At 71.4% G+C, this 16058-nt stretch carries 14 protein-coding genes; 4 read left to right on the forward strand and 10 right to left on the reverse strand.

Annotated elements, in window-relative coordinates:
* The first annotated feature begins 4 nt into the window (after nucleotides 1-4).
* Both ACFYQA_RS00520 and ACFYQA_RS00525 read left to right on the forward strand, forming a co-directional pair.
* Nucleotides 5-967, forward strand: a complete 963-nt coding sequence (locus ACFYQA_RS00520) for an ATP-binding cassette domain-containing protein (protein WP_388909518.1) — start codon at nucleotides 5-7, stop codon at nucleotides 965-967.
* On the forward strand, nucleotides 954-1904 hold the full coding sequence (locus ACFYQA_RS00525) for an ABC transporter permease (RefSeq protein WP_388909521.1): 951 nt from the start codon (nucleotides 954-956) through the stop codon (nucleotides 1902-1904). The genes ACFYQA_RS00520 and ACFYQA_RS00525 overlap by 14 nt, the downstream gene beginning before the upstream one ends.
* A gap of 199 nt (nucleotides 1905-2103) precedes the next feature.
* On the opposite strand, the gene ACFYQA_RS00530 is transcribed toward ACFYQA_RS00525, so the two are convergent.
* Both ACFYQA_RS00530 and ACFYQA_RS00535 read right to left on the reverse strand, forming a co-directional pair.
* Nucleotides 2104-3330 (reverse strand): amidase family protein, encoded by a 1227-nt coding sequence (locus ACFYQA_RS00530; protein ID WP_388910268.1) that lies wholly within the window; start codon nucleotides 3328-3330, stop codon nucleotides 2104-2106.
* A gap of 4 nt (nucleotides 3331-3334) precedes the next feature.
* Complete coding sequence (locus tag ACFYQA_RS00535) at nucleotides 3335-3841, reverse strand: DUF6668 family protein (RefSeq protein WP_388909524.1); 507 nt, start codon at nucleotides 3839-3841, stop codon at nucleotides 3335-3337.
* Between the two features lie 222 nt (nucleotides 3842-4063).
* Between ACFYQA_RS00535 and ACFYQA_RS00540 the strand changes: the two genes are divergently transcribed.
* Entirely contained in the window at nucleotides 4064-5392 is a 1329-nt protein-coding gene (locus tag ACFYQA_RS00540; RefSeq protein WP_388909527.1) for a tetratricopeptide repeat protein, read from the forward strand.
* Between the two features lie 5 nt (nucleotides 5393-5397).
* Here ACFYQA_RS00540 and ACFYQA_RS00545 read toward each other — a convergent pair whose 3' ends face one another.
* From ACFYQA_RS00545 to ACFYQA_RS00555, 3 genes are all read right to left on the reverse strand, one after another.
* A complete protein-coding gene (locus ACFYQA_RS00545) occupies nucleotides 5398-5916 on the reverse strand; it encodes a VOC family protein (RefSeq protein WP_388909530.1) in 519 nt (172 codons plus the stop codon).
* 26 nt (nucleotides 5917-5942) lie between these two features.
* On the reverse strand, nucleotides 5943-7007 hold the full coding sequence (rarD, locus tag ACFYQA_RS00550) for an EamA family transporter RarD (RefSeq protein WP_388909533.1): 1065 nt from the start codon (nucleotides 7005-7007) through the stop codon (nucleotides 5943-5945).
* Between the two features lie 146 nt (nucleotides 7008-7153).
* Nucleotides 7154-8008, reverse strand: coding sequence for an SDR family oxidoreductase (locus ACFYQA_RS00555; protein ID WP_388909536.1), 855 nt, complete (start codon nucleotides 8006-8008; stop codon nucleotides 7154-7156).
* A gap of 90 nt (nucleotides 8009-8098) precedes the next feature.
* Between ACFYQA_RS00555 and ACFYQA_RS00560 the strand changes: the two genes are divergently transcribed.
* Nucleotides 8099-8551, forward strand: coding sequence for a winged helix-turn-helix transcriptional regulator (locus ACFYQA_RS00560; protein ID WP_388909538.1), 453 nt, complete (start codon nucleotides 8099-8101; stop codon nucleotides 8549-8551).
* Nucleotides 8552-8672: 121 nt separating this feature from the next.
* On the opposite strand, the gene ACFYQA_RS00565 is transcribed toward ACFYQA_RS00560, so the two are convergent.
* The 5 genes from ACFYQA_RS00565 to ACFYQA_RS00585 all read right to left on the reverse strand — a co-directional run bounded on the left by ACFYQA_RS00565 (nucleotide 8673) and on the right by ACFYQA_RS00585 (nucleotide 15875).
* Nucleotides 8673-9773: a 2-oxoacid:ferredoxin oxidoreductase subunit beta gene (locus ACFYQA_RS00565; protein WP_388909541.1), complete on the reverse strand. Its 1101-nt coding sequence runs from the start codon at nucleotides 9771-9773 to the stop codon at nucleotides 8673-8675.
* Complete coding sequence (locus ACFYQA_RS00570; RefSeq protein ID WP_388909544.1) at nucleotides 9766-11697, reverse strand: 2-oxoacid:acceptor oxidoreductase subunit alpha; 1932 nt, start codon at nucleotides 11695-11697, stop codon at nucleotides 9766-9768. The genes ACFYQA_RS00565 and ACFYQA_RS00570 overlap by 8 nt, the downstream gene beginning before the upstream one ends.
* A 354-nt stretch (nucleotides 11698-12051) precedes the next feature.
* Entirely contained in the window at nucleotides 12052-12723 is a 672-nt protein-coding gene (locus tag ACFYQA_RS00575; RefSeq protein WP_388909547.1) for a LuxR C-terminal-related transcriptional regulator, read from the reverse strand.
* A 369-nt stretch (nucleotides 12724-13092) separates the two neighbouring features.
* Complete coding sequence (locus ACFYQA_RS00580; protein ID WP_388909550.1) at nucleotides 13093-14478, reverse strand: sensor histidine kinase; 1386 nt, start codon at nucleotides 14476-14478, stop codon at nucleotides 13093-13095.
* A 170-nt stretch (nucleotides 14479-14648) separates the two neighbouring features.
* The gene (locus ACFYQA_RS00585; protein WP_388909552.1) at nucleotides 14649-15875 is read right to left on the reverse strand and encodes a sensor histidine kinase; all 1227 of its coding nucleotides are present in this window, start codon (nucleotides 15873-15875) and stop codon (nucleotides 14649-14651) included.
* Nucleotides 15876-16058 lie beyond the last annotated feature (183 nt).

Below are 16058 nucleotides of genomic sequence, written 5' to 3' on the forward strand. Positions count from 1 at the left end.
GCCGATGGGCGAGGCGTCCGCCACGCGGAGTACGGGTGACGGCGTCATCGTCACCCGTGCGCTCACCAAGCGCTACCGCGGCGGGCAGCTCGCCGTCGACGGTCTCGATCTGACCGTTCCGTCGGGCAGTGTCTTCGGCTTCCTCGGTCCCAACGGCTCCGGCAAGACCACCACCATCCGCATGCTGATGGGCCTGATCGAGCCCACCTCGGGCACGGCGCACGTCCTGGGCCGGCCCATGCCGCGCTCCGCACGCGCCGTGCTCCCGCAGGTGGGAGCCCTCATCGAGGGCCCCGCCCTGTACGGCTTCCTCTCCGGCCGCGACAACCTCCTGCGCTACGACGCCGCCGACCCGACCGCCGATCCGCGCACCCGGCACGCCCGCGTCGCCGCCGCCCTGGACCGGGTGGGCCTCACGGCCGCCGCGGGCAAGAAGGCGAAGGCGTACTCCCTCGGCATGAAGCAGCGCCTCGGGCTGGGGGCCGCCCTGCTCCAGCCCCGCCGACTGCTCGTCCTGGACGAGCCGACCAACGGACTCGACCCGCAGGGAATGCGGGAGATCCGTGCCCTGATAAGGGAGTTGGCGTCGGACGGCACGACCGTCTTCCTCTCCTCGCACCTGCTCGACGAGATCGGGCAGGTGTGCACGCATGCCGCCGTGATGGCGCGCGGCCGGCTGCTCACCCAGGGACCCGTCGCCGACCTGGCCGCGGACAGCCGCGGCCGGCTGGTGGTGACCACACCGGACCCGGCGGACGCGGCGCGGGTGTTGAAGGAGCAGGGGATCGGCGACGTCGTGGTCACCGACGACCGGGTGACCGGTGAGGTGCCCGAGCGCGACCTCGCCGAGGTGAACACCGCGCTGGTGACGGGCGGTGTCCGGGTGCGCGGCTTCGGGGTCGAACGGGCCTCGTTGGAGGACGCGTTCGTGGCGCTGACCGGGGAGGGCTTCGATGTCGCGGGCTGAGGTGGTCCGGGAGCCGGAGGGGACAGCGGGGCCGGAGCCACGGGGAGCACCGGGTGAACCGGACAGGCCGGGGACGCGGACGCGGACCGTGCGTGCCCTCGGGGCCCTCGGTCTCTTCCGCAGCGAACTGCTGATCACCTTCCGGCGCTGGCGCACCCTCGCCCTGCTCGGGGTCCTGGCCGCCGTGCCGGTCCTGGTCGGGATCGCCGTGAAGATCGAGACCGGTGACGGTTCCGCGGCCGGCGGCGGGGGAGGGGGCGGCGCGGGGCCGGCCTTCATCTCGCAGATCACCAACAACGGCCTGTTCCTGGTCTTCACCGCACTGGCGGCCACGCTGCCGTTCTTCCTGCCCATGGCGATCGGTGTGGTCGCGGGCGACTCCATTGCCGGCGAGGCGAACGCCGGCACCCTCCGCTACCTCCTCGTCGCCCCCGCCGGCCGTACCCGGCTGCTGCTCACCAAATACGCCACCGTCCTCGCCTTCTGCCTGGCCGCCACTCTCGTGGTGGCCCTCTCCGCCCTGGCCGTGGGGGCGCTCCTGTTCCCGCTCGGCGACCTCACGACCATCTCCGGCACCCGGATCGGCTTCGCGGAGGGACTGGGCAGAGCCCTGCTGATCGCCCTGGTCGTCGCCGCGTCGCTGATCGGGGTGGCGGCACTCGGCCTGTTCGTGTCCACGCTGACCAGCAGCGGCATCGCGGCGATGGCGACGACGGTGGGGCTACTGATCACCGTCCAGATCCTCGACCAGATACCGCAGCTCGACGCCCTCCACCCGTACTTCTTCTCCCATTACTGGCTGTCCTTCGCCGACCTGATGCGCGAACCGGTCTACTGGGACGACCTGACGAGGAACCTCGGCCTCCAGTCCCTGTACGCGCTGGTGTTCGGCTCGGCGGCCTGGGCGAGATTCACGACGAAGGACATCACCGCGTAGCCCCGGCCTCGTAGGGGAAGCGGGCCGGCAACGCGGAGTTGCCGTCGCGTCGGGCACTCCCGGAACGAAGAGGAAACGGCGTGTCGTGATCACCCCCATATGACCGATGTATGCCAATTGCAGGCATAGGCGCCATATGCGCATGCAGGTGGATGTCCAGGACGGTTCAGGCGACGGTCCCGGCTCCGAGGGATGCCCTTCAGCCCTTCCATCCGCTCGGCTTCTCCGCCGCTTCCGCCACGGCGAGCAGCAGTGTTTCCCGTCCGTGCGGTGCGACCAGCTGGAGCCCGGCCGGGCAGCCGTCGGTGCCGAACCCGGCCGGGAGATTCAGCGCCGGGTGCCCGCTCAGGTTGAACGCCCAGGTGAGCGCGGTGGAGTAGACATCGCCCGGCCCTTCGTGGCCGTGCGGCGCGGTGGGCGCCGTAGGTGTCAGCAGCAACTCGGCGCCGGCGAAGAGGTGGGCCAGACGTCGGTCGTTCTCCGCCCGGACGCGGTGGGCGTCGGCGAGTTCGGCGGGGTCCGTGCCGGGGGCGCGCAGGGCCGGCCAGGCCGGGGCCGGGTCCAGGAGCAGCGGCGGCGCCGACGGCCGTACGAGCCGTACGGCTCCGGCGTCGACGAGCCGGTCGACCGCTGCCCGTGCCAGCGCGACGGGCTCCGGGTCGGGACCGGCGAAGCCGAGGTCGGGGGACCAGACAGCGGTGCGGGGGAGGGACGGCCGCGCGTCGACGGCGGCGGACGGCGGCGACACCGCCCGCCACCAGGCCGCCGCGTCGGCCGCCGTACGGGCGAGGACCCCGGGGGCCGCGAGACCCGTGCGGTCGCGCGACGGGAGCAGACCGTTGGTGACCTTGAGACCGACGACCCCGCACCACGCCGCCGGGATGCGCACCGATCCCGCGCCGTCGCTGCCCGTCGCCAGCGGCACCAGACCGGCTGCCACCGCGGCCGCGGCCCCGGCCGAGGAACCGCCCGGCGTACGGTCGGCCCGCCACGGATTGACGGTGCGTCCGCGTGCCCCGAGACCCCAGGTCTGCCAGGCGGTGCCGGGCCCGGGCACCGCGGTGGCCCCCAGCACGACACAACCGGCTGCGAGCAGCGGAACCGCCGCCCGCAGCCCGTGCCGCCCCTTCACGGCGACGGGCACCCCGGCCAGCGGCAGCCACGCGTGAGTCCCGGGCCCTTCGCCCCCGTTCGGACCGGACGGACGCGGCGGACCCGCCTCGATCAGGGTGTCCACCTCACCCGCCCGTCGCAGCGCCTCCTCGGCCCACACCTCGGTGAACGCGCACAGCGCCGGATCGGCCCGCTCGATCCGCTCCAGTGCCTCCGCGACCACATCGACGGCCCGCACCCTCCTCGCGCGTACCGCGGAGGCGATCTCCGCCGCCGAGGCGGACGTCCGGGCCCCGGTCCCCTCCCCGCTCAGCGTTTCAGCCCGCCGATCCCGTCAGGCGGGCCAGTGGCCCGGCCTCGCGCGGCAGACGGCCGCCCAGGCCGCCCAGGCGCCACTCGGGCACCCACGGCACGCGGTAGACGTCGATCACCGACTCGATGCGCCGGATCCGCTGGGAGAGGGGACGCGGGAGGCGGCCCGGCGCGTCCGCCACCAGGACCACGGCGTCGAGATCGAGACCGTACGGGACCTCCCCGCGCCGGAACATCTCCACGGCCGGGACGACGGTCTCCAGCCCGGACGCGTGTGTCCGGGCGACGAGCAGCACCGACCGCGGATCGCCCGGTCCGGGCCAGACGCGGTCGCTGTCATGACCGCCGTGCACCGCGGCGAGCGTGGAGACCCCGGCGCCGCCATGAACGCCGGCCCGGGAGAAGCGCCGGGCTGCCGCACGGGCGTGGGAGGGCTTCGGCGGGCCCGGTTCCGGTACTCCCACCGGACCTCGGGTCCAGATCTCCGGTCCCTGTCGCATGCCTGTACGCATGCCCACTCTCCTGCCTTGCCATCCCGGTCCTCATCCCGGCGGACAGCGGACAGCGGACAGCGGGCATGAGGAGAAGAACACGGGAGAGGGGCAGGAGAGGGGCGGGGGAGGGCGCCGGACGTGGGAGGGCCGTTGGGACGAGTCTGTGACAACGCGGTGACGTGAGAAACGGGGCCCAGCGGACAGACTCGTCGGTAGGTTCACGACCCGAATGAGGGAACGATGGCGCGACTCAGCCGCGAGAAGAAGCGGGAACAGCAGCAGGCCGCACACGCGGCGAATCTTGCGGCAGTGCCGATCGACGTCCATGTACCCGTCGCCATGGAGGGTGGCGCGGGCACGCGGAGAGCGTTCGTCGGCGGGGCACTGGTGGTCGCCGGACCCGGTGAGGAGGTTCAGCAGGCCGTGCTGAACCGGCTCCACCGCATCGCCGTCGCCTCGGGACACACCGTCCTGGCCACCATCCACGACGAACGCATCGGTTACGTCGTCCCGCTCCAGGTCGACCCGGACGGCGCCAGCCGCTTCACGGGGGAGCCGGCGCCGATGACACCGGAGCCGGAGCAGAGGCCCGCGTCGGAGTCCGCGTCGGAGTCCGCGTCGGAGTCGGCACAGGCGCCGGGCCGGGGCGTGGTCCGGGAGCGGCCGGTGGCCGCGCCGCACGACGAGGCCCTGCCCTTCTCCGCAGCCCCGGCCCCGGCACCCGACCTCCTACGGGACTCCACCCCCACCTTCCGGCTGCGTCCGGCGCCCGGGGCGGCGGGAGCGACACCTCCGGGAACGGTCGCGCCCCCGACGGGTGAGTTCGGCCCGCCCCCGTCCATGGACGGGCGGCCGCACCCCGCCCTCGAAGCCGACGGCTTCTCCCGGATCCCACCCGCACCCCCGGGGTTTCCGGCGTCTCCCCTCCCCCTGGCCGACCGGATACCGGGCAGCCCGGAGCCGGTTCGTCCCCGGACGCCCGCACCGCACCCGGAGGTTGTGCACGGTGCCGGCACCGGCATCGACCTCGATCCCAAGCCGACCCCGCCCCGCGGCTTCGACGCCGTGGCGGAGGCGGTGCTCGCCGACGAGCCGCCGGCGGTGCAGGGTGGGGCCCCTCTGGCCGAGCCCATGGGCCGGATCAACGATGCCGTCCGGGCGGGCCGGATCGACACGGCGGCGCGACTGGCCGGGGAGACGGTGACCGAGGCCTCGCGGACCCTGGGGCCCGAGCACTCCGAGGTACTCCGGCTGCGCGAGCTGACCGCGTACATCGCCTACCTCGGCGACGAGCCGCTGCATGCCTTCCGGCTCTCCGTCGAGCTCGCCGGAATCCACCGCCGGGCGGGCGACGCGGAGGCCGCCTACGGCAACGTCCGCAGCGCGGCCACCGCCTGGCGCGCGGTGCGCGACCCGTTGCGCGGGCTGGAGCTGGGGCGCGACCTGATCGGGTTGTGGACCGCACTCGCCGCCGAGGACGGCCCGGCCGCCGACGAGATCGAGGAGCTGGAGTCCGCCCGCGCCCGCATGGCCCGACTGACCGACCGCGCCCGCGCCCAGCACGGGTGAGGGCGTCAGTGTACGCAGTACTCGTTGCCTTCCGGGTCCGTCATCACGCTCCATGAACCGGACGGTTCCCGCACCTGCCGGAGCACCCTCGCGCCGAGCCGCTCCAGCCGCTGCGTCTCCTCCTCGCGGCGCCCTTCGCCGGGGTGCAGGTCGAGGTGGAGCCGGTTCTTGACCGTCTTCGCCTCCGGCACCCGCTGGAAGAGCAGCCGCCGCCCCAGACCCGTGCCGCTCTGCTCCTCGTACGGGTCGTCGGGGTGCCGCACCGCGATCAGGTCCCGGAAGGCGTGACGACCGTGGTGCTCGACGGTGAGGTCGGCCGTCACGGCGCCCAGACCGAGCAGTTTCTCGATGAGCGGGCTGTTGTCCTCGACCGTGTACCCGAGGGCAGCGGCCCAGAAGTCGGCCTGTGCGTGGGGATCGGCCGCGTCGATGACGAGCTTCCAGTGGAGGGGAGCGACGGCGGCGACAGGGGTGTCGGCGGTGCCGGGCGGGCCGGGAGCGGGTGATGTCGGTGGCTGCGTCATGGAGTCATTCAACGCGCTGGGAAGCGTTACGGCCCGACCTTCGGCGCATCCACCGCATTCACCGCGTTCACCGCATCCACCGGGTTCGCCACGACCGCCGGGTTCGCCACGATCGAGGGGTCCACCGGGTTCGCCGCCGCGCCGGTCGCTGCCGCTGCCGCTGTTGCCACCTTCGCCCGCTTCCTGGCGAGCGTGCGGGCGGTGCGACGGGCGGTGCGCAGTGCGTCCCAGGTCAGCAGCATGAGCGCCAGCCACACCAGTGCGAAGCCGGCCCAGCGCTCGGGCGGCATGGCCTCCTTGAAGTAGAGGATGCCGAGCAGGAACTGGAACACCGGGGCCAGATACTGGAGCAGCCCCATCGTGGACAGCGGCACACGGATCGCGGCGGCGCCGAAGCAGACCATGGGGAGCGCGGTGACGATCCCGGTGGCGACGAGCAGCACCGCGTGTCCCGCGCCCTCGGCGCCGAACGTGGAGTCGCCCTGGCTGCTCAGCCACAGCAGATAGCCGAGTGCGGGCAGGAACTGGACGGCCGTCTCGGCGGCCAGCGACTCGACACCGCCGAGGTCGACCTTCTTCTTCACCAGTCCGTAGACGGCGAAGGAGAAGGCGAGGCAGAGCGAGATCCACGGCGGGCGGCCGTAGCCGATGGTGAGGACGAGCACCGCGGCGAAGCCGACCCCGACCGCCGTCCACTGCACGGGCCGCAGCCGTTCCTTCAGCAGCAGCACGCCGATGGCGATGGTGACCAGCGGGTTGATGAAGTAGCCGAGGGAGGCCTCGACGACGTGCCCGGAGTTCACCGACCAGATGTAGACGCCCCAGTTGACGGTGATGACCACCGCGGCGACCGTGATCAGGGCCAGTCGGCGAGGCTGCCGCAGCAGTTCCCCGAGCCAGGCCCAGCGGCGTATGAAGAGCAGGGCGGCGCCCACGAAGAGCAGCGACCAGACCATTCGGTGGGCCAGGATCTCCACGGCCCCCGCGGGCTTGAGCAGGGGCCAGAAGAGGGGGACGAGTCCCCACATTCCGTATGCCGCGAAGCCGTTCAGCAGTCCCTTGCGCCGCTCGCCGGCCGACTTCTCGGTCACGGGCCCTCCTTCTTGCCTGACGTATGTCCTGGGGCGAGCGACGCTCGCCCGGACGACGGTAACGCCGGACGCCCCCGCACGTCATGCCCGTATCGGAATACGGTCATGACATACGGGGGCGTCCGGGCCGCGGACCTGTGTGGACGTCAGGCCTTCAGCGCGGCGGCGACGGCGTCCGCGAGCGGGGTGGTCGGACGGCCGGCCAGCCGGGACAGGTCGCCACTGGTGACCACCAGCTCGCCCTTCTTGATGGAGGCGTCCACACCGGCGAAGATGGCGGCCACGGGCTCCGGAAGTCCGGCACCGGCCAGGATGCCGGTGAGCTCCTCGACCGTGACCGGCTTGTAGGCGATCTCCCTGCCGGTCTGCCGGCTCAGCTCGGCCGCGTACTCGGCGAGGCTCCACGCCTCGTCGCCGCCCAGCTCGTACGTCTTGTTCTCGTGGCCCTCGCCGGTGAGTACGGCGACGGCGGCCGCGGCGTAGTCGGCGCGCGCGGCGGAGGAGATGCGGCCCTCACCGGCGGCGGCGACGACCGTGTCGTGCTCCAGCACCGGGGCGAGGTTCTCGGTGTAGACCTCGTGGTACCAGCCGTTGCGCAGCAGGACGTACGGCACGCCGGAGTCCAGCAGGGCCTTCTCGGTGCCGCGGTGGTCGTCGGCGAGCGCGGCGGTCAGTGTCTTGGGGGCGCTGGTGTAGGCGAGGAGGGCGACACCGGCGGCCTTGGCGGCCTCGATGACCACCCGGTGCTGCTGCACCCGGCCCTTGTCGAACTCGTTGCCCGAGATCAGCAGCACCTTGTCGCCCGCCGCGAACACGCCGTCGAAGGTCTCGGGGGCGTTGTAGTCGGCGACCGTGAGCCGGACGCCGCGCTCCGCCAGGTCGGCGGCCTTCTCCGGGCTGCGGACGACGGCGGTGACCTGCTCGGCCGGGACCTTCTCCAGCAACTGCTCCACGACGTGGCGGCCGAGGTTTCCGGTGGCTCCGGTGACGACGATGCTCATGATCAGAACTCCTTGTGGGGGTGCGTTGGCGTCAACGCTAGGACCCACACTAACTTTTTGTAAGTACCCACTTTGAAGTAAGGTACTGCCATGGCGGTAAGTAAGAGTGTGTTCGAGCCTCCCGCACCGGCGTCCGGGCCCCTGCTGAGCGAGCGGGAGGCGATGTGCCCGCACCGTCTGGTCCTGGAGCATGTGACGAGTCGCTGGGGCGTACTCGTACTGATCCGGCTCCAGGAGCGGCCCTACCGCTTCAGCGAGCTGCGCCGGGCGATCGGCAGGGTCAGCGAGAAAATGCTCACCCAGACCCTCCAGACGCTGGAGCGCGACGGCCTCGTCCACCGCGACGCCAAACCGGTGATCCCGCCGCGCGTCGACTACTCCCTCACCGGCCTGGGACGCGAGGCCGCCGAACAGGTGCGCGCGCTGGCCTCCTGGACCGAGCGGCGCATGGACGGTGTACTGGCCGCCCGCCAGGCGTACGACGAAGCCCGGCGGGCGGACGGCGAAGCCCGGCGTGCGCACGATGAAGCCCGGTCGCTTTGAAGCGGCCGGGCCTCGTTCGGGGCGTTCGGGGCGTGCGGGGCGTTCTGCGTGCGACCGCCCCTTGAGCGGTGGTACAGCGGGAGGCTTCACCTCAGGAGGCCGTACCGCCTCGAGCGACTGCTCAGCCGACGACCGTCCACGTGTCGTTGCCCGCCAGCAGCGCGCCGAGTTCGCCCTTGCCGTGCTGCTCGACGGCAACGTCCAGCTGCTCCGCCATCAGTGTGTCGTAGACCGGACGGTCCACGGAACGGAAGACACCGATCGGGGTGTGGTGCAGGGTGTCCGGATCGGCGAGCCGGGACAGCGCGAACGCGGTGGTCGGGGACGCCGAGTGCGCGTCGTGGACCAGGATCTCCGCCTCGTTCTCAGGCGTCACCGCGACCACCTCCAGGTCCCCGGTGGTCCGGTTCCGGACGACGCCCTTCGCACCTCCCCCACCCCCGAAGCGGATGGGCCGGCCGTGCTCCAGCCGGATCACCGCCTCCTCGGCCTGCTGCCGGTCCTTGAGGACCTCGAAGGCGCCGTCGTTGAAGATGTTGCAGTTCTGGTAGATCTCGACCAGGGCGGTGCCCGGGTGGGCGGCGGCCTGCCGCAGCACCTCGGTCAGATGCTTGCGGTCCGAGTCGACCGTACGGGCAACGAAGGACGCTTCCGCGCCGATCGCCAGCGACACCGGGTTGAAGGGCGCGTCCAGTGACCCCACCGGCGTCGACTTGGTGATCTTGCCGATCTCGGAGGTCGGCGAGTACTGGCCCTTGGTCAGACCGTAGATCCGGTTGTTGAACAGCAGGATCTTCAGATTGACGTTACGGCGCAGTGCGTGGATCAGATGGTTGCCGCCGATGGACAACGCGTCCCCGTCACCGGTGACGACCCACACGCTCAGGTCGCGCCGGGACGCTGCCAGGCCCGTCGCGATCGCGGGGGCGCGGCCGTGGATGGAATGCATCCCGTAGGTGTTCATGTAGTAGGGGAAGCGGGACGAACAGCCGATGCCGGAGACGAAGACGATGTTCTCCTTCGCCAGCCCGAGCTGGGGCATGAAGCCCTGCACGGCGGCCAGGACGGCGTAGTCGCCGCAGCCGGGGCACCAGCGCACCTCCTGATCGGACTTGAAGTCCTTCATCGACTGCTTGGCCTCGGCCTTGGGCACCAGGGCGAGCGCGTCGCCGAAGGGGGAGTCGCCGAGGGAGGACGGACCGCCTGCCGGTGTCTCAGTCATCGATGGCCTCCTTCAGTACCTCGGCGAGCTGCTCCGCCTTGAACGGCATGCCGTTGACCTGGTTGTAGGAGTGGGCGTCGACCAGGTACTTCGCCCGGATCAGAGTGGCGAGCTGGCCGAGGTTCATCTCTGGTACGACCACTTTCTCGTAACGCTTCAGAACCTCCCCCAGATTCCGCGGGAAGGGGTTGATGTGGTGCAGATGGGCCTGCGCGATCGCGCCCCCTGCGCCCCTGATGCGCCGTACAGCTGCGGTGATGGGCCCGTAGGTGGATCCCCAGCCGAGCACGAGCACCCTGGCGTCGCCGTCCGCGTCGTCGACCTCCAGATCGGGGACGTCGACGCCGTCGATCTTCGCCTGCCGGGTGCGCACCATGAAGTCGTGGTTGGCCGGGTCGTACGAGATGTTGCCCGTGCCGTCCTGCTTCTCGATGCCGCCGATCCGGTGCTCCAGACCCGGTGTGCCCGGGATCGCCCACGGCCGGGCCAGCGTCCGCGGGTCCCGCTGGTACGGCCAGAACACCTCGGTGCCGTCGTCCATCGTGTGGTTGGGGCCCTGAGCGAACCGCACTCTCAGATCCGGCAACTCCTCCGTGTCCGGGACGCGCCACGGCTCGCTGCCGTTGGCCAGATAGCCGTCGGAGAGCAGGAAGACCGGCGTCCGGTACGTCAACGCGATCCGGGCCGCCTCGATCGCCGCGTCGAAGCAGTCGGCCGGTGTGCGCGGCGCGACCACCGGGACCGGGGCCTCGCCGTTGCGCCCGTACATCGCCTGGAGCAGGTCCGCCTGCTCGGTCTTGGTGGGCAGGCCCGTGGACGGGCCGCCGCGCTGGATGTCCACGATCAGCAGCGGCAGCTCCAGCGACACCGCGAGCCCGATCGTCTCGGACTTCAGCGCCACCCCCGGTCCCGACGTCGTCGTCACGGCCAGCGAACCGCCGAAGGCCGCCCCCAGCGCGGCGCCGATGCCGGCGATCTCGTCCTCGGCCTGGAAGGTCCGCACACCGAAGTTCTTGTGCCGGCTCAGCTCGTGCAGGATGTCCGACGCCGGTGTGATCGGGTACGACCCCAGGAACAGCGGCAGGTCCGCCTGCCGGGACGCCGCGATCAGCCCGTACGCCAGGGCCAGGTTGCCGGAGATGTTGCGGTACACGCCCGGCGGGAACGTCGCGGCGGCCGGAGCCACCTCGTAGGAGACGGCGAAGTCCTCCGTCGTCTCCCCGAAGTTCCAGCCCGCGCGGTACGCGGCGATGTTGGCCGCCGCGATGTCCGGCCTCTTGGCGAACTTCGAGGTCAGGAACCTCTCCGTGCCCTCGGTCGGCCGGTGGTACATCCAGCTCAGCAGACCGAGCGCGAACATGTTCTTGCTGCGCTCGGCCTCCTTGCGGGTGAGGTCGAACTCTTTCAGGGCCTCGACCGTCAGCGTCGTCAGCGGCACCGGATGGAGGCTGTAGCCACCGAGCGAGCCGTCCTCCAACGGGTTGCTCGCGTAGCCGACCTTCTGCAGCGCCCGCTTGGTGAACTCGTCCGTGTTGACGATGATCTCCGCGCCGCGCGGCAGATCCCCGATGTTCGCCTTCAGAGCGGCCGGGTTCATCGCCACCAGCACGTTCGGCGCGTCACCGGGGGTGAGGATGTCGTGGTCGGCGAAGTGGAGCTGGAAGGACGAGACACCCGGCAGGGTGCCGGCCGGGGCGCGGATCTCGGCGGGGAAGTTCGGCAGGGTCGACAGGTCGTTGCCGAAGGAGGCCGTCTCCGAGGTGAAGCGGTCACCGGTGAGCTGCATACCGTCACCCGAGTCCCCCGCGAACCTGATGATCACCCGGTCCAGGCGGCGGACGTCCTTCCCGCCCGCCGCTTTGCGCTGCTCTCCTAGGACTGTTCCGTCGGTCTGCTCCGCTGGGCTGCTGACCTGGCTGGTCACTGAACTGGACCTCCTCGAGGGCGGCTGTCCGGGACCGGCCCTCCCGCGGGCCGTCCCTGGATCAACCCTACGTCCGTAAGGGTCGCCTTCCTCGGGTCATTCGCATCTTGGACACGACTTCGCGACGTCCCGCGCGACGTCGGCACGACATTCGGAGCACCGACGTGTCCCGCCTCCTGCCCGGATTCCCCCTGGTCGCCGACCCACCGGCTCCTGCCTTCCAGGACGCCCCCCGCCCGCCGACGGTTCAACCGGCACCCGCCGACGTCGGCCGGGCCCTGCCACCGTCACCCGAAGGTGGGTCAGGGGGTTCCGGTGCAGGGGTGCGGGGGCGCGGGGCAGGGGGACAGGTGCTCAGGAGTTGAGGTAGGTGAGGACCGCGAGCACCCGGCGGTGATCGCCGTCGCTCGGGGAGAGCCCCAGCTTCAGGAAGATGTTGCTGACGTGCTTCTCCACGGCTCCGTCGCTCACCACCAGCTGCCGGGCGATCGCCGAGTTCGTCCGCCCCTCGGCCATCAGTCCCAGGACCTCCCGCTCACGCGGGGTGAGTCCCGCGAGAACGTCCTGCTTGCGGCTGCGGCCGAGTAGCTGCGCCACCACCTCGGGGTCCAGTGCCGTACCGCCCTCGGCCACTCGCACCACCGCGTCCACGAACTCCCGCACCTCGGCCACCCGGTCCTTGAGCAGGTAGCCGATGCCTCGGCTGGAACTGGCGAGCAGCTCCGTGGCGTAGCGCTCCTCCACGTACTGCGACAGCACCAGCACTCCGACACCCGGATGTGTCTTGCGCAGTTGGACGGCGGCCCGCACCCCCTCGTCGGTGTGCGTCGGCGGCATCCGGACGTCGGCCACCACGACGTCCGGCAACTCCCCCTGATCGTTCAGCTCAGTGACCGTCTTGATCAGCGCGTCGCCGTCGCCGACCCCGGCCACGACATCGAGGCCCCGGTCGGTCAGCAGCCGGGTCAGGCCCTCCCGCAGCAGCACTGAATCCTCGGCGATGACCACGCGCACCTTGTTCTCCATAATTCCTCGGCCCCCCACGCCCCTCCTCCGCGCCCGCCCGTGCGGCGGGCCCGGCTGACGGGGACCAGCATCCCAGCATCCGGTGGGCGATGCGGAGAGGCGTAGGAGAGAAGTCTTCGCGGGCAGGGGCACACACCGGTCGCAGGACCCATCTCCCGGCATGGGGCAGAGGCACTTCCTGGCACAGGAGTGTGCGGGTACGGGCCCACCGCCCGTACCCGCACACCTGTCGGTCGCTTCCGTGTCGTCAGCCGCCGCTCACTCGCTCATCCTTCGTCCTGTTGGCCTGTTGGCCTGTTGGCCTGTTGGCCTGCTGATGTGCTGATGTGTTGACCGCGAACTTGCTCACCCACCGGCGCGCTCACCAGGTCACCGCATTCGCTCCGCCCGCCAGGGCAGTTCCGCCGTCACCCGGGTCGGGCCGCCGGCCGGTGAGTCGACCACCAGGATTCCGTCCACCGCGTCCAGCCGCTCCGCGAGACCGGCGAGTCCGGAACCCTCGGACACGTCGGCGCCGCCCACGCCGTTGTCCTCTACCTGCACCATCAGCCGGTTCTCCGTCCGCCACACCTCCACGGTCGCCCGGGTCGCCCGCGCGTGCTTGCTGATGTTCTGCAGCAGCTCCGAGACCGTGAAGTACGCGATGCCCTCGATCGCCGGCGCCGGGCGCTCCGTCAGATCCACCTCCACCTGTACCGGGACCGTGCACCGGGAGGCCACCGACGACAGTGCCGCGTCAAGACCCCGGTCGGTCAGCACGGCCGGGTGGATGCCGCGCGCCAGGTCCCGCAGCTCCTGCAGTGCCGTCTTCACCTCGCCGTGCGCCTCTTCGACCATGTGCGCCGCGGTCTGCGGGTCCTCCCTCAGCTTCTCCTTCGCCAGCCCCAGGTCCATGGCCAGCGCCACCAGCCGGGCCTGCGCCCCGTCGTGCAGATCGCGCTCGATGCGCCGCAGGTCCGCCGCCGCCGTGTCCACCACGGCGCCCCGGTCGGACTCCAGCTCGACCACTCGCGTCGCCAGCCGCGACGGCCCGAGCAGCCCGTGTACCAGCAGCCGGTCCACCATGGTCAGCGCCCGCACGATCCACGGCGTGGCGATGGTGAACAGCAGTCCGATCAGCGCGGTCACCGTGATCTCGAACGGGTTGTCCAGATAGATCTGGTGCTGCCCGTCGCCGTACAGCTGTATCCCGTCCTGGCCGGCGTACATCGGGAACACCCAGAACCACAGGGGGTACGTCAGCAGCGACCAGCCGATCGACCAGACGGTCACCGCGACGCTGAAGGCGAACACCGCCCACGGCAGATGCAGTACCGCGTACAGCAGCGACCGCCACGAGGTGCCGCTCTTCAGCACCGCCCCCATCCAGGCCACGAACCCCTGACGCTTCATCCGCAGCGGCTCCGGCTCGGCCACGTCCAGGTCCAGCAGCCCTCGCGCCCGCATCCGCTCCAACGCCCCGAACCCGCGGCATCCGGAGAGCCCGGCGGCCAGCACCGGTACGCCGAGGAACGTCACCAGCAGACCGGCTCCCAGCGACACCATCGTGACCGCGTAGGTGAAGAGCAGAATGCTGATCGGCAGACTCAGCAGGACGTACACCAGTTCGCGCCAGGTCCGTCCCTCGACCGGCGCCCGCAGCACGGCCGGCACCCGGTGCCGTCGCTCACCGGTCCTCCCGGCGCCGCCGGTACTCCCGGGGTGTCCGGTGGGCGTGCTGTAGAGCCCGTAGCCCTGTCCGTACTCGGTGGCCATCGACGTCGTCCTTCTCCTCGTCCGGCGGCTGTGCTGTCGTGCCTACAGACTCCTCCGCAGCAGGCCGGTGGACCATGGAGTACGTCGCAGTCTTGGACGGGGGGTTTTCCCTACCTCCGACCGGGGTGGACGGCCGTGCGGGGGTCGTGCGGGGGTCGTGCCGGGCGCGGCTACGTGGCCGGCCGTACGGAGTTCCGCGTGGGCGCGGGCGTACGCGTGTCCTCGGCGAGGGCGCCGGAACGGTCGCGCCACGGCAGCTCGGCCGTCACCGTCGTCGGACCGCCCTCCGGCGACTCCAGGACGAACAGACCGTCGACCGCGCCCAGCCGGTCCGCGAGACCCCGCATCCCCGTGCCCCCGTCCAGACTCGCGCCGCCGTGGCCGTCGTCCTCCACCTGGATGAGCAGGCGGCCGTCCGAACGCCACACCTCGACCGAGGCCGTACGCGCCGCACTGTGCTTGCTGACGTTCTGCAGCAGCTCGGAGACGGTGAAGTAGGCGATGCCCTCGATGGCCGCAGCCGGCCGCTCGGTGAGATCGACCGTCACCCTCACCGGCACCGTGCAGCGCGAGGCGACCGAGGACAGTGCCGCGTCGAGACCCCGGTCGGTCAGTACGGCCGGGTGGATGCCGCGGGCCAGGTCCCGCAGCTCCTGCAGCGCCAGTTTCACCTCGCCGTGCGCCTCCTCGACCATCGACGCCGCCGCGTCGGGGTCCTCCAGCAGCTTCTCCTTGGCCAGGCCCAGCCCCATGGCCAGGTTGACCAGCCGGGCCTGCGCGCCGTCGTGCAGATCGCGCTCGATCCGCCGCAGGTCCGCCGCGGCCGTGTCGACCACGACACCCCGGTCGGACTCCAGCTCGGCTATGCGTCGCTCCAGTTCGTCGGACGGCGACAGCAGGCCGCGCACCATCGCCCGGTCCGCGTTGGCCAGACCTCGCGCGATGAACGGCAGCACCGGCCACAGCACGAACAGCGAGGTCAGCGTGATGGTGAAGGTGACGATGCCCCACGGCAGGCGTATCACCTCGTACAGTGCGGTGCGCCAGCCCACCGGGTCCTTCAGCGCCATCCACAGCCGCGGCAGGAGCCCTCCGGCACCGTGCAGCGGCAGCCGGCTCGGCTCCTCCACCCGCACCCCGAGCAGCGCCCTGGCCCGCGCCCGCTCCCCCCTGCCCAGCAGCCGCGTCCCCATCAGACCGGCCGCGAGGAGCGGGAACCCGACCACCGTGACGGTCAGCCCGAGACCCAGGAGCAGCACGGTCACGACATAGGTGAAGCCCACCAGCGACACCGGAAGGTTCGCCAGCAGGTGGGCGATCTCCTTCCAGGTGTGCCGGTCGTAGGCGAAACGCGCAGGTGGTGGGCGATCGGTGGGAGAAGGGAAGGGTTCGGTCATGTGTCATAGCGTGCACGGCCGCGGATGCCCACGCCATGAGGTGGACCCCTGATATCCACTGGGGAAATCCCCACCCCCCGTGCCAGGGGATGACAGGCTGCTTACGGGGCACTTATCAGGGCCTAGACTCCCGTGCGTGCAGATCGTCGAACAGCGAGGGGCGGACGTGCGGCAACCGACCGG

The sequence above is a fragment of the Streptomyces sp. NPDC005774 genome, from assembly GCF_042871645.1.
Taxonomy (GTDB): domain Bacteria; phylum Actinomycetota; class Actinomycetes; order Streptomycetales; family Streptomycetaceae; genus Streptomyces; species Streptomyces pratens.